Source organism: Rhodocaloribacter sp. (genome assembly GCF_056451265.1).
The window spans coordinates 1-13,916 of record NZ_JBWOPL010000029.1; the positions used below are offsets into that span (position 1 = coordinate 1).

The window sequence follows — 13,916 nt, forward strand, 5'->3', positions numbered from 1 at the left end:
CGAGGGGGAAAACATGCGGGCAGGCTCGGGGAGCAACGGATGATTTCGGCGCGACCGGAGGATTTTTTTCACGTCGGGAGGGATCCCGGGAAAGGGCTTCTCATCTCGAAGAAAAAAAATATTTCAAAGGGGAGGTTATGAAGTCGGATTGCAAAGTGTTTGAAGTATATAGTCCGGAAAATTTTCGACGGATAAAACGTTTTCGGACGGCACGGTCGCACCCGCTCTCCGGAGCGGGTGAGGATTCTAATGGCGGCCCAGCGTCGGTAGACCCCACGTCCCGGAAAGGTCGCACGAAGAGCAGGGGCAGTGAGGCGTTATCGCTCTTGCTTGCGGCTGCGTGCGTCACGGGCGCCCTCTGAGCAGGGAAAAGGATGGGCGCATAAAAAAGCCCTTGCAAAACAAAGGTTTGCAAGGGCTCCGGGTGGGTCCTAGTGGACTCGAACCACCGACCTCTACGATGTCAACGTAGCGCTCTAACCAGCTGAGCTAAGGACCCGTTTTCGGCGGGCACGGAATATATCGAATCCAAACACCGCGTGTCAAGCGATATACGTGTTCAGAAGGCGAGGGATCGCTATGAGGTCAGGAAAACGTCCCCCGCACGGGTTTTTCATGGAAACTTGAACGGTTTCGCAAGGCGAGACGTCGAAGCGGTGCTCTTTAGGGCGTCGTTTTCCTGTCGATACCCCTGCCGGGATCCTCTGACACTTCGAAACCGGAATCATGCAATACGATCACGTCGTCCAGGGAAAGGCCAGGGACCGGGGCCCCCGGATGCGGGTCGTCCGGAAAGCGCCGCCGGCGCCCAGGTTGCGCCGGTTTCCTCCCGTGCTTCAGGTGCTCACCCAGATCCCCCCATACGTAGAACAGCAGTTGAGCGCCATCGCCCTGCAGGCGCACCGGCAGGGGAAGGACCTCTCGGAGGTCTGCCGCGACATCCACTATTACGCCCAGTCCCTCGGTTTCACCGCGACCATCGGGATGCGGGAAGTGTACAGCGCGGACATGCCGTCCTTTCCCGACCAGACCGTCGTCTCTGCGCTGTTGATGGTGGACCTGAAGCCGCTTGCGGCGCGGCATCGACCGGCGGATGCGCGCACCCGTGCCGCCGGATAGTCGCCGCCGATCCAATGGCTTGCTCGCGCGTATGAGGGCCGGACCCGCAACGAGGCTGCCCTCTTCTCCCACCATCTTCACCGACCGTGAACCCGTATTCCCCCGACGAGCGCTCCGTCGTGGCCGACGTCATCGGCGCGCGGCGCACCATCCACACGTTTTTGCCGGAGCCGCCCCCGGAAGCGCTCCTTCTCCGCGCGCTCGAACGGGCGCGATGGGCCCCCAACCACAAGCTCACCGAGCCGTGGCGTTTCTATCTCCTTGGTCCGGAGACGGCGGAGGCCGTCGCGCGGCTGAATGCGGAGATCGTTGCGATGAAAAAAGGGGAGCAGGCGGGGCGGAACAAGCTTGCCCGCTGGCGCACCATGCCCGGATGGCTCGTGATCACCTGCCGGAAAGCCGGGGATCCGCTCCGCGAGCGGGAAGACTATGCGGCCTGTTGTTGCGCCGCGCAGAATCTGATGCTCGTGTTGTGGAGCGAAGGCATCGGGACGAAGTGGAGCACCGCCCCGGCCACGCGCGATCCGCGCTTCTTCGAATTGCTCGGCATCGATCCGGCGGAGGAGACGGTGGTGGGGCTGTTCTGGTACGGTTATCCCGCCGAGGCGCCCGAGAAGGCCCGTCGCCCCGTCGCCGAGGTGCTGAAAAGGCTGCCGTGACGTTCGGGCTAAAACGTCAGGCGGAGGTCGAGGCGGGGGAGGCTCGTGTCGGGCGGGGGCGGGCCGAGCGTGAGTGAGAGGTGGGCGGCGCCGTTCGTGCGGTTGGCGGCGCGCACGGCGAAAAGCCCGGCAATGATCCGGTTGCTCACGAGCGCGGCGAGGAACACGAAGCGGCGGTTGCGAAGCGTTTCGGAGTCGCTCCGCAGGCGGCGGAATTTCTGGAAGTCCTCCTCCGTCTCCCACGCCCACTGGAAGGAGCGTTCGCTCACGTAGTCGAGTTGATCCCAGGCGCGGTTGCGGAGCTGCACTGCGAGGTATTCGTCCGAGGAATGGAAGGCGGCGAGGTTGAGGAAGAAGGTCCGGTCCTTCCCTTCGATCTCGGCGTGGGCGCGCGTGGCGGCGAGCGTCTCGAAGCTTTGCACGAGCGCGTCCCTCCGCCATTCCGTTCCAATCAGCCCGAGCCACAGTCCGGCGTCGGCGAAGGCGAAGAGCGTCCCGCCGCCGCCCCACCTCCCGTTCTGCGCATACCGGTGCCCGAGGCCCGGGAAAAGGAGGCTCATCGCGAAGGCTTTTTGCGGAGATTTCGGGCGCACCGTCTCCGGGATCGGCCGCTCTTGCGCCGGGGCGGGGCAGGCACAGACGAGCATCAGGAGGGCCGTGAGAAGACCTTTTTTCATGGAGGGAAGAGGCATGGCGTGTAGGGGCCGGCGTGGTGCTTCACAGGATCGCGGGTTCCATCCGGTATCGGCGTTTATCGTCCGAATGAAGCGGAAGGCAAAAAATCTCGAGCGTTCGATGGCCCGGAATAGGTCGTCGCTTCGTATCCTGTCCCGTCCGGATCGTCCTAAGATACCCCGTCCCCGTCCCCGGTTCCCATGCATTTCGACATTCATCACGCGCATCCGTGGGACCTCTCGCCGCGGGAGGCCGTCGCGCTTCAGCGGAGGCTTGCCGCCGAGGTGCGAGAGGAGCCGCTCGGGTCGCCCGTCGAGACGGTGGCGGGCGTGGACGTGAGCGTGCGCGGGGACCGTGTGCAGACGGCCGTCGTGGTGCTCCGGCTGCCGGGGCTGGAGGTCGTCGATGAGGCCGTATGGCGCGGGCCGGTCGTCTTTCCGTACGTCTCGGGGCTGCTGAGCTTTCGGGAGATCCCCGCCATCCTCCCGGCGCTCGAACGGCTCTCCGTGCGCCCGGACGTGTTCATGACCGACAGTCAGGGGCTGGCGCACCCGCGCCGCTTCGGGCTTGCCTGCCACCTCGGCGTGCTCCTCGATCATCCCACCTTCGGTGTGGCCAAGACACGGCTGTGGGGGCGGTACGACGACCTCGGGCCGGAAAAGGGCGCAACGGCTCCCCTGTACGACAAAGGGCAGGTCATCGGCGCGGCGGTCCGGACACGGACGGGCGTCAAGCCGGTGTTCGTGAGCATCGGCCATCGCATCACGCTCGACGAAGCCGTCGGCCTCACGCTCGCCTGCGCGCCGAAGTACAAGATCCCCGAGCCGACGCGCCTGGCTCATCATCTGAGCCGGAAAGTGTGAGAGTGGGTCAGGAACTCGCGTCCTAGAAATCCACCCGGAGCCGCACGTTGACGGTGCGGGGCGTCAGGCGTGTCGGGATGCGGTTCCAGATGCCGGAGGCGTCGGGCACCCACGTATAGGCGACCGTGTTGATCATGTTGAAGACGTTGAGGATCTCCCCCGTGAGTTGAAGGCGCACGGGTCCGTTGAGGCCTTCGTCGAAGAGCACGATGTTTTTCGTCAGGCCCATGTCGAAGCGGAAATAGCGGGGATAGCGGGCCGAGAAGCGGTCGCCGGGGACCTGGGCGACGAGCGAGCCGAGGCGGGGGCCGGGGATGGGCGGCGTGTACGGCAGGCCGCTTCCGAAGAGCGTGCGCATGTGGATCTTCCACGTTTCATCGCCGGGGATATAATCCTGCACGAAGATCGAGATGGTGTGCCGCTGATCCGTCGGGCGGGGAATGCTGCCCCGGTTGTGCGTCGTGAGGAACGGCTCGACGAAACGCTCGCGGGCGACGAGGAAGCTGTAGTTGACCCAGCTTTCGAGGCCCGGCACGAACTCGCCCCGGAGTTGAAGGTCGAGTCCGTACGTGTCGCCCGAAGCGTCATTCTCGCCCGAATAGAGGACGCGGACGTTTGCGATGTCGTACGTGATGAGGTTCGAGAGGCGTTTGTAATACGCCTCGCCGCGGAGGTAAAAGCGCTGTTTCGGGAAGAAATACTCGACGCCGCCGACGAACTGCATCGAGCGCTGGGATTTCAGGTCGCGGTTGATGGCGCCGAGGATGGATTCTCCGGGGGCGGGCTGTCCCCGGAACTCGCGGTAGGTGGGGGTCTGGTAATAGAGGCCCCATGCGCCGGTGAGGGTCGTGCGCTCGTCGAGGCGATAGCGGGCCGTGAGGCGGGGGGAGAGGGTGAACTCGTCGTTGAAGGAGAAGTAGTCCGCGCGCACGCCTGCCGTGACGAAGAAGCGTCCGGGTCGGTCGGCGAAGACGTCGAAGGCGTCCTGGAGGTAGACGCCGGTCTGGTATGCGTCGAACGTGGCGGCGTCGGCGAGTTCGTTCGCCACGATGCGGACGACCTCGCCGTCGGTGGAGCGGCCGACCACGGCGGAGCCTTCGTCGAGGCGGTCTTCGAAGGTGAGGCGGCGCGCGAACAGGCCCCCTTCGAGGCCGTGCCGCTCCGTCGAGTAGATCCACCGGCTCTGCGCGGTCCACATTTTCACCCGCACGCGGTTGTTCGCGCGGTCTTCCTGTCGGGACGTGCCCACGGGGAAGAGCCCCTCGCCGCCCTGCGGGTTGTCGCTGCCGGGATCGACCTGGAAGAGCACCGACGAGCCGCTGAGTTCGAACACCTCATCCTCGACCGTCTCGAAGTACGACGCGTCGTGCTCGAGGCTCAACTTCGGCGAGAGGCGGTCCGAGAGGCGCACCCCGGCGAAGCGGGTCTCATAGCCGTCGCGCTCTTCGTTGCCGGGGTCGTACGTGATCCACAGCGATTTCAGGTTCGACGGGGCCTGCCGGCTGTCCTGACTGAGGGTGCCGAAAAACGTTTTGCGGGTGTTGGGATCGAGGGTGAAGGTGTGCTCGGCCCAGATGCCGAGGGCTTCGATCTCGTGTCCCGGCGCGAGCGTGAAGGCGACCATTGCCTGGACGTCGGTGAAGTCGGGGTTGTAGTTTCCCTTGAGCTCCTGAGTGGCGAAGAAGCGTCTCGGCCGCGATTTCCGCACGCCGACGAGCCATCCGAGTCGTCCGTCGAGGGCCGAGGAGCTGCCGCTGAAGCCTGCGTCGAGGAGCGAGGCATAGGCCGAGCCTCGGAGCCGCTCGCGCGTCCGGTCCGGGCGACGGTAGCGGACGTCGAGCGCCGAGGAGAGCTTGCCGCCATACCGCGCCGGGAAGCCGCCCGTATAAAACGTGATGCGGTCGGCCAGTTCGATGTTGAGCAAACTGAGGCCTTCCTGTTCGCCCTGCCGGGGGCGGAAGGGGAGGAAGACCTCGAAGCCGTTGATGAAGATGAGGTTCTCGTTGAAGCCGCCGCCGCGCACGGAGTACTGGTTCGACAGCTCGTTGTTGGTCACTACGCCCGGCAGGGCCTTGAGCGCGCGGAGACCGTCGTTGATGGGCAACGGCATGTCCTGGACGGTGCGCGGATGCAGTTCGTACACGCCCGCCTCCTCGGGCGCGGCGCGACCCTCGACCGTCACCCCCCCCATCTCGATGGTTGCTTCACCGAGACGCACGTCGAGCGTCGTGGCGCGACCACGACGTACGGAGACCGAGTCGAGCCGGGGGGTGTATCCGATAGCGGAGAAGCGGAGGAGATAGCGGCCTTCGGGCAGTCGGAGCGTATATCGGCCGTCCGTGTCCGTGGCCGTGCCGAAGTTCGTGCCGTCGACGAGGATCGTCACGCCGGGGATGGGTTGACGGGTCTCGGACTCCGTCACGCGGCCGTTCACCTCGCCCCAGTTTTGCGCCCGCGCGCCCGGAACGAGGGCCGTGAGGAAGAGGATCAGCCAGAAGGGAGCGAAAAAACGCATGAGCGGACTACGACGGTTCGACGAGAGCGGAGGACGTGAGCGTGTAGTATCGGTCGGTCGATGCGCGTTTTTCGTAGGTGACGGGAAAGCGAAAGGGGGGGCGGGGTGGGGAAAACGGGACGGCCTTCAAATCGTTCCGAGACCGGCCCCGGGTTCATGCTCCATCCGATGCGTGCGTGAGGGAGAGGCCATACGCCCGGAGAACGTCCGAATCACGAATTTATCTACGGCTATGCGCTTCGAAAAGGGGAAAAGCCGTCCCTCTCGCTCAATACGCCTTTGCGAACACCACGCGCCCTTTCGACGGTTTCCCGGTGAGCATATCGACGCCGGGTTCTTCGGCGCGGTCGAGGGGGATGCACCGGATGGTGGCTCTGGTCTCGTCCTTGATGCGGGCTTCCGTCTCCGCCGTTCCGTCCCAGTGGGCAAGGACGAAGCCGCCTTTTTCCTCGAGCACGGTCTTGAAGTCTTCGTACGTGTCGACGGAGGTGGTGTGCTCTTCCCGGAATCGTACGGCGCGGTCGAAGAGGTTCTGCTGGATGGCGTCGAGCGTGTCGCGGATGCGTTCGGTGAGGCCTGCCTGCGGGACGACCTCCTTGGTCCGCGTGTCCCGCCGGGCCATCTCGATGGCGTCGTTCCGCACGTCGCGGGGGCCGAGCGCCAGCCGGATGGGCACGCCCTGCACCTCGTACTCGTTGAACTTCCACCCCGGGCGATACCCCTCGCGGGCGTCGAGCTTGACCGAGATGCCGGCGGCCATGAGGCGCTCGCGGATGCGTTCGGCGGCTTCGAGCACCGCCGACTTGTCCGCATCCTTCCGATAGATTGGCACGATGACCACCTGTGTGGGGGCGAGGCGGGGCGGGAGCACGAGGCCCTGGTCGTCCGAATGCGTCATGATGAGCGCGCCGATGAGCCGCGTCGAGACGCCCCACGAGGTGGACCAGACGTATTCGAGTTCGTTGTCGCGGTTCTGAAACGTGCAATCGAACGCCTTCGCGAAGTTCTGCCCGAGAAAGTGGCTCGTGCCTGCCTGAAGCGCCTTTCCGTCCTGCATCAGCGCCTCGATGCAGTACGTCTCCACGGCTCCGGCAAAGCGCTCGCTCGCCGTCTTCACCCCCTTGATGACGGGGACGGCCATGTAATCCTCGGCGAAAGAAGCATAGAGGTCGAGGATCTTCAGCGTCTCTTCCATCGCTTCGGCTTCGGTGGCGTGGGCGGTGTGCCCCTCCTGCCAGAGAAACTCCATCGTGCGGAGAAAGAGCCGCGTGCGCATCTCCCACCGAACCACGTTTGCCCACTGGTTGATCAGCAGGGGCAGGTCGCGCCAGGACTGTATCCACCGGCTGTACGTGTCCCAGATGATCGTCTCGCTCGTGGGACGGACAATGAGGTTCTCTTCGAGCTTCGAGGCGGGGTCGGGGATGAGCCCCGATCCGTCTTCGGCCATCTTCAGGCGCGAGTGCGTGACGACGGCGCATTCCTTCGCGAAGCCCTCGACGTGCGCCGCTTCCCGCTCGAGGAAAGACTGCGGGATGAAGATCGGGAAGTAGGCGTTTTCATGGCCGGTAGCCTTGAACATCCCGTCGAGCACGGCCTGCATGTTCTCCCAGAGGGCATAGCCGTTCGGACGGATGATCATGCACCCCCGCACCGGCGAATAGTCGGCGAGCCGGGCAAAGCGCACGACGTCGAGGTACCACTGCGAATAGTCGTCGGCGCGGGGTGTGATAGCGTCAGCCATAATGTACAGTCGATGAGGTGATTCGGAGACAGCCGGAGAACACAGGCAACCTTATACGTTTCGGTCGGCAGGTTTGGAAGAGGCGGCCTGGTATTTGCCGTAATTTCAAAAGGTCTCTTTCGGTTACCTTCTGCGCCTGGAGAGCGGCCAAAAAGGCATATCCGCGACGCAGGAGGTATGGATGGAAGCCGGGCGGAGAATATACCTGCCGTTGCCTCTGTTCGCAAAGAAGGATCGCGGGAAGTATCCTTGAAAACGGGAAAGATTTTGGCTACCGTTCAGAGGTAGCGTTCGGACATAAGGTGTACCAGGGGGTGATGAAGATGAAATGGCTGTCTCAAAGGGTTTCCAGGTGGTTCACGTTCACGCCCGTCGTGTTGTTGCTCTTCGGTCTGACGGGCTGCTATACCCAACTGGCGGTGGTGGACGAGGAAGGGTACGGCGATGAGCCCGAGTATACGGAAGTGGAGGAGTACGATGAGGACGGAAACGTCGTCGTGCATCGCTATTATGACGAAGACGAGTACTACGACGAGGACGAAGAATACTATTACGAGGACGATCGGGATCGTCCGTATCGCTATCGTGCCTACTTCGCTCGCTTCTATGATCCCTTCTTCTACGACCCGTTCTTTTACGATCCCTTTTTCTATGATCCGTACTATTACGGGTCCGGCTTTCACATCAGCCTGGGGTTCGGCTTCGGGTACGGCGATCCGTTTTATTACAGTCCCTTTTATCGTAGCCCGTTCTATACGTATGGCGGGTTTTACGGCTATCCGTATTACGGCGGAGGCTCGGTCGTAGTGGTGCGTCCGAACCGGCTCTACCGGCCGCGCGGGAGCACGATGGGGCGGAGCACACTCGCGAGCAGCCGCCGGGGGACGCGCGGATACGTCCGGGGCGGCGCCACGCGGGACGGCGTCGGGCGGAGCGCCGGGGACGACTCGCGGATCACGACACGTTCGAGCGGGCGCACCATTGTGAGGAGCGGCTCCTCCGGGACGTCGGCGAGCAAGACGGACGGCGCGCGGCGCACGCGAAGCACCGTGCGCTCGTCGAGCCGGAACCAGGGGCGGAGCGCGACGGGACGCAGCGCCACCCGCGCGCGTTCGTCCTCGCGTTCGAGCGGCAGCCGGGGCGTCGTCCGGGGTTCGTCTACGCGGAGTTCCGAGTCACTCGGCCGGTCCTCTTCACGGAGATCCTCGAAAGGGAGTGTGCGTTCGTCTTCGAGACGTTCGTCGCAGAGCCGGGCGGTGCGTCATTCCTCCGGCAGTTCATCGCGGAGTGGATCGGTGCGACGTGCGCCCAGTCGCTCGTCAAGCCGTTCCTCGGGCAGCGCGTCGAAAGGCCGCAGCGCCCCGAGTCGTTCGAGTGGATCGGCCCGCAGCGCCCCGAGTCGTTCGTCGAGCCGCTCTTCCGGGCGGAGCAGCTCGAGCAGTCACCGGCGCGGGCACTGAATGCGCCGGCTCGTCGATCCGATCCAACATATTGCTCATGAATGAGCCGGGGAGAGGCCCGTGCGGATGTGCGGGCCTTTTCTGCGTTCGGGAAATATTCGCAATTTTAAGTGCAAATCCCTTTAAAACAAAAATTTGACGTGAAGGATAGTCCTATGGAAAAGATCAAGAGGACCTCGCGTGCGCGCCGGCTCGCCTGGCTGGCCGTGATCGTCGGACTGGCGGCGGCGGGACCTGCGGCGCAGGCACAGACGGGCGAAGATGCCCTCCGTTTCTCCAGCCGTTTCCCGGCGTTCGGCCCGCGGATGACGGGTATGGGAGGCGCGGGCATCGCGGGGGTGGCGGACTACTCGGCGCTGGTCGTCAACCCGGCCGGGCTGGGCTATTTCAAGCGCTCGGCCTTCTCCGGCTCGATGGCCTCGATCCTCACCAGGGACGACGGCATCTATCGCGTGCCGGGCTTCTCGAACGGGCTCGACAACGACGTGAGCGACACCCGCCTCGGGCATGCCGCCTATGTCTATCGCGCCCCGACCCGGCGCGGCGCGCTCACCTTCGCCGCCTCCTTCAATCAGGTGAACACTTTCGAACGCGACCTGGTCTTCTCCGGCGAGAACCCGAACAATTCCATCACCGACTTCTTCATGCCGTTGCCGGGTGAGTTCACCCTCGAAGAAGACGATCAGGGCATCTTTCCTTCCTTCACCCGTGACCTCTCGTTTATCGCCTTCGAGACCTTCGCCATCGACCTCGACCCCGAACTGGTCGATGCCGGAGACCCCGTCCCGTTCGTGCCGGCGGTGACGAGAGGCACGGTGGCGCAGACGGGGAGCGTGACGGAGGAGGGGAGCATGAAGGAGATCAACTTCGGCGGGGCCGTCGAAGCCTCGCGCGGGGTGATGGTCGGCCTCTCGGTCAACGTCCCCTTCGGCACGTACAAGTTCCTCCGCATCTTCGAGGAAGAGGACCTCTTCAACGACAACGACGGCAGTTTCGGCACGACCGACTTCGACTTCCTCCGTCTCGAAGAGCGCATCCGTTCGAAGCTCATCGGCGTCAATGCGCGGGGCGGGGTGTCGGCGGCGCTCGCGCCTCAGGTTCGGGTGGGCTTTACCATCGAGTCGCCCACGTATTACAGCATCGATGAGGACTTCGACACCCGTCTGGAGACGTTCTTCGACAATGGCGATGTGTTCGTCTACGGGGATCAACCCGACGAGGACGCGGGCTCGGGCGTCTTCGAGTACACCGTCACGACGCCGTGGCGCATCGGGGCGGGGCTCGCGCTCCGAAATGCCGGCTTCACCCTCTCCGCAGACGCCGAATACGTGGATTGGTCACAACTCGAACTCGACGATGCCGACGGCACGTTCGTCGACGAGAACCGTCGCATTCGGCAGGATTTCGAGGCTGTCGTCAACACGCGGCTCGGCGTCGAGTACCGGCTTGGTGTGCTCGCGCTCCGGGGCGGCTTCGCGTATCAACCCGACCCCAACGGCGCGAACGAACTCGACCGAAGCAAAACGTTCTATTCCGCCGGGTTCGGATACCGTTTCTCCCGGCAGTTCGGCGTCGATTTCGGATGGATGCAGGAGCGCTTCGACGACCGGTACCGCCCGTACGTCGAGGTTGCCGACGCGCCGGTGGTCGAGGAGGAGGTCATCCGCAACCGCTTCGTGCTCGGGTTCAAAGCGTTCTTCTAAAAGGCAGCTACCTTTGCGATAAGGGGCGCGTCCGGGATGGGCGCGCCCTTTTTTTATGCGCGAAAAGGCGTAGGGACATGCTCCGTCAGGCTTCGGATTACAGGGGAAAGGGCATTCAACCGACCGAAAAAACCATGAAACACCGCTTTCCGGATACCCGGTCAGCGCAGTTCTTGGGATCGATGACGACACATGCACAGGGTTCGCTTTGGCGGAGGTGGCGACGATGCAACAAATGATGGGATGGAGATGGTCGGCGGCGCTCGTGTTTTTCCTGATCGCCGGTCCGGTCTTCGGGCAGGTGGCTGGTTTTCAGAAGATCAGCGACACCGAGGGCGGCTTCACCGGCACGCTCGATGACCTGGACGTATTCGGTAACGGCCTCGCCGTCATCGGCGATCTCGACGGCGACACCGTGCCGGATCTCGTCGTGGGCGCTCCGCTCGACGACGACGGCGGCGGCGCTTCGTTCTCGGACTATGGCGCGGTGTACGTGCTTTTCATGAATACCGACGGCACGGTGAAGGGCTTCCAGAAAATCAGCGCGACGGAAGGCGGCTTCACGGGAGGGCTTGGCACGCTGGATAACTTCGGCGCCGGCGCGGCGGGCATCGGCGACCTCGACGGCGACACCGTGCCCGACCTCGCCGTGGGCGTCCCGCTCGACGACGACGGCGGCGGGGATCGCGGCGCCGTGTACGTGCTTTTCATGAACCCCGACGGCACGGTGAAGGGCTTCCGGAAAATCAGCGACACCGAGGGCGGCTTCACCGGCACGCTCCACGATCAGGACTATTTCGGATGGTCGATCGCCGCGCTCGGGGATCTCGACGGCGATGCGGTGACGGACCTCGCCGTCGGCGCCCGCGTCGATGACGACGGTGGTGTGAACCGCGGCGCGGTGTGGATCCTCTTCATGAACCCCGACGGCACGGTGAAGGCCCAGCAGAAGATCAGTTCGACCTCGGGCGGCTTCACCGGCAGCCTCGACGATGGGGCGGAGTTCGGCGTGTCCGTGGCTCCGCTCGGCGACCTCGACGGGGACGCCGTGCCCGACCTCGCCGTGGGCGCCGACCGGGACGAAGGCGCCGAAGGCTCGGCATGGGTCCTCTTCCTCAACGCCGACGGCACGGTGAAGGCACAGCAGGAGATCAGTTCGACCTCGGGCGGCTTCACCGGCAGCCTCGACTCCGGCGACGGGTTCGGCTTCGCCGTGGCTAAGCTCGGCGACTTCGACGGCGACACCGTGCCCGACCTCGCCGTGGGCGCTCCGCTCGACGACGACGGCGGCGCGGATCGCGGCGCCGTGTACGTGCTCCTCATGAACGCCGACGGCACGGTCCGGAACACTTATAAGATCAGCGACACCGAGGGTGGCTTCACCGGCACGCTCGATGATCTCGACCACTTCGGATGGGCCCTCGCGTCGGTGGATGACCTCGACGGCGACGGCGTCGTGGACCTCTTTGTGGGCGCTCCGCTCGACGACGACGGCGGCGCGGATCGCGGCGCGGTGTACGCGCTCTTCCTTGACGACGCCGTGCTCCCGGTGGAACTCGCCTCGTTCGAAGCGCTCGCAGACGGGGCCGCGGTGACGTTGCGGTGGCGCACGGCCTCCGAGACGAACAATGCCGGCTTCATGGTGGAAGGATGCCGGGCGGACGCTTCGGAGGTGTGGCGCTCGTTTGGCTTCGTCGAGGGCGCGGGGACGACCACCGAAGCGCGGGCGTATGCCTTCCGCATCGCAAGCCTCGCGCCCGGTCCGTACCGCTTCCGTCTCCGGCAGATTGACTTCGACGGCGCTTTTACCTTCGGCCCCGAAGTGGAAGTCTCGGTGACGACGCCGGGGCGGTTCTTCCTCTCGGACGTTTATCCGAATCCGCTCAACCCGCAGGCGCACGTCACGCTCGCGGTGTCGCGCGCGCAGCTCGTGAGCGCGGCCGTCTATGACCTTGCGGGTCGACGCGTCCGCCTCCTCTTCGACGGTGTGATGGCGGCCGACGAAGCCCGCACGTTCGTCGTGGACGGGGCAGGGTTGCCCAGCGGGGTCTACGTGCTCCGCGTCCTCGGCGAGACCTTCACGGCCACGCGCGCGATGGTCGTGCTCAAGTGACCGGCGTCAGTCGCTCTGCCGTTGTGCGCGGCGGCGTTCCCGCATGAGGCGTCGGTAGGCGTCGGCGGCCCGGTTGTGCTCGCGGAGCGTGCGGCTGAACGTATGCGTGCCGTCACCGTTCGCCACGAAATAGAAATACCGGTGCTTCTCGGCGCGGAGAACGGCGCGCACCGTGGAGGGCGCGGGGTTGGTGATGGGACCGGGGGGCAACCCGCGATACCGGTACGTGTTGTACGGGTGGTCGCGTTCGTAATCGCGGAAGAGCAGGCGTCGTTTCTGACCCTCGGCGGCGAGGATCGCGTACTGCACCGTCGGGTCCGCCTGGAGCGCCCAGCCGGCGCGGAGGCGGTTGAGGTACACCCCGGCCACGCGCGGTTTCTCGGTCTCGTCGTGCGTCTCCCACTCGACGATCGAGGCGAGCGTGAGGACGTCGTCCGGCGAGAGGTCCGGCGGGTCCGGCGCGGCGCTCACTTCTTTTCGGTAAAACGTGTCGAAGGCCTGCTTGACCTTTCGCACGACCGTCGGCGCGTCGGTGAGCCAGTAAAAAAAGTAGGTCTCCGGCATCATGTATCCGAAGAGATGGGTCGAATCCGTGCCGAGTTCGGCGGCGAGGGCGGGATCCCGGAGGGCGCCGAGGAAATCCTCCGGGGAAAAGGCCATCTCGCGCGCGACGACGGCGGCCACGACCTCCGGGCGAGAGCCGGGCGGTATGGTCAGCCGGACGGGGGTTTGAAGCCCTTTTCGAAGCGTTTCGAGGAGATCCCGGTTCGACGCGCCGGCCTTGAAGACATAGTGCCCGGCCTTGATCTGATCGCCCCAGCCGGTGAGTCTCGCCAACCATACGAACGACGTGCGGGCTTCGAGCACACCGCGGGCCTCGAGCGAGTCCACCGCGGCCTCGAAGCCCGCGCCGCGCGGGATCCATACGCTCCGTTCGTCCTCGAAGGCGGGGGTGTTCGGGGCGAAGGCGAGCCGGTAGACCGCCGCCGTGAGTCCCGCTCCGAGGATCACGAGCGCGAGCGCCGCCGTCCATGCTTTCGACTTCATCTTCACCGATCTGGGGTC

The 13,916-nt window shown here is 64.8% G+C and carries 10 protein-coding genes and 1 tRNA gene; 6 read left to right on the forward strand and 5 right to left on the reverse strand.

Going from position 1 to position 13,916, the window contains the following annotated elements; all coding sequences use genetic code 11:
• Positions 1-425: 425 nt before the first annotated feature.
• Positions 426-499, reverse strand: a tRNA-Val gene (locus tag AC1HIY_RS04060).
• Positions 500-726: 227 nt separating this feature from the next.
• On the opposite strand from AC1HIY_RS04060, the gene AC1HIY_RS04065 reads away from it, so the two are divergent.
• Together AC1HIY_RS04065 and AC1HIY_RS04070 are read left to right on the forward strand one after the other, a co-directional pair.
• Positions 727-1,119: a hypothetical protein gene (locus tag AC1HIY_RS04065; RefSeq protein WP_479575431.1), complete on the forward strand. Its 393-nt coding sequence runs from the start codon at positions 727-729 to the stop codon at positions 1,117-1,119.
• A gap of 86 nt (positions 1,120-1,205) precedes the next feature.
• Positions 1,206-1,778: a nitroreductase family protein gene (locus AC1HIY_RS04070; RefSeq protein ID WP_479575432.1), complete on the forward strand. Its 573-nt coding sequence runs from the start codon at positions 1,206-1,208 to the stop codon at positions 1,776-1,778.
• Between the two features lie 8 nt (positions 1,779-1,786).
• Here AC1HIY_RS04070 and AC1HIY_RS04075 read toward each other — a convergent pair whose 3' ends face one another.
• The gene (locus tag AC1HIY_RS04075) at positions 1,787-2,455 is read right to left on the reverse strand and encodes a hypothetical protein (RefSeq protein WP_479575433.1); all 669 of its coding nucleotides are present in this window, start codon (positions 2,453-2,455) and stop codon (positions 1,787-1,789) included.
• Positions 2,456-2,653: 198 nt separating this feature from the next.
• Between AC1HIY_RS04075 and nfi the strand changes: the two genes are divergently transcribed.
• Positions 2,654-3,316 carry a deoxyribonuclease V gene (nfi, locus tag AC1HIY_RS04080; RefSeq protein ID WP_479575434.1) on the forward strand — a complete coding sequence of 221 codons (663 nt, stop codon included), beginning with the start codon at positions 2,654-2,656 and terminating at the stop codon, positions 3,314-3,316.
• A gap of 22 nt (positions 3,317-3,338) precedes the next feature.
• On the opposite strand, the gene AC1HIY_RS04085 is transcribed toward nfi, so the two are convergent.
• Together AC1HIY_RS04085 and proS are read right to left on the reverse strand one after the other, a co-directional pair.
• Positions 3,339-5,831, reverse strand: a complete 2,493-nt coding sequence (locus AC1HIY_RS04085; protein ID WP_479575435.1) for a TonB-dependent receptor — start codon at positions 5,829-5,831, stop codon at positions 3,339-3,341.
• 268 nt (positions 5,832-6,099) lie between these two features.
• On the reverse strand, positions 6,100-7,575 hold the full coding sequence (gene proS / locus AC1HIY_RS04090; RefSeq protein ID WP_479575436.1) for a proline--tRNA ligase: 1,476 nt from the start codon (positions 7,573-7,575) through the stop codon (positions 6,100-6,102).
• A gap of 323 nt (positions 7,576-7,898) precedes the next feature.
• Here proS and AC1HIY_RS04095 point away from each other — a divergent pair, with 323 nt between their 5' ends.
• The 3 genes from AC1HIY_RS04095 (at position 7,899) to AC1HIY_RS04105 (ending at position 12,851) form a co-directional block, all read left to right on the forward strand.
• Positions 7,899-9,035: a hypothetical protein gene (locus AC1HIY_RS04095; RefSeq protein ID WP_479575437.1), complete on the forward strand. Its 1,137-nt coding sequence runs from the start codon at positions 7,899-7,901 to the stop codon at positions 9,033-9,035.
• Between the two features lie 155 nt (positions 9,036-9,190).
• Entirely contained in the window at positions 9,191-10,738 is a 1,548-nt protein-coding gene (locus tag AC1HIY_RS04100; RefSeq protein ID WP_479575438.1) for an OmpP1/FadL family transporter, read from the forward strand.
• A gap of 235 nt (positions 10,739-10,973) precedes the next feature.
• Positions 10,974-12,851, forward strand: coding sequence for a T9SS type A sorting domain-containing protein (locus AC1HIY_RS04105; protein ID WP_479575439.1), 1,878 nt, complete (start codon positions 10,974-10,976; stop codon positions 12,849-12,851).
• Between the two features lie 6 nt (positions 12,852-12,857).
• Here the strand turns inward: AC1HIY_RS04105 and mltG are convergent, their stop codons facing one another.
• Positions 12,858-13,898, reverse strand: coding sequence for an endolytic transglycosylase MltG (gene mltG / locus AC1HIY_RS04110; protein ID WP_479575440.1), 1,041 nt, complete (start codon positions 13,896-13,898; stop codon positions 12,858-12,860).
• Positions 13,899-13,916: the final 18 nt, after the last annotated feature.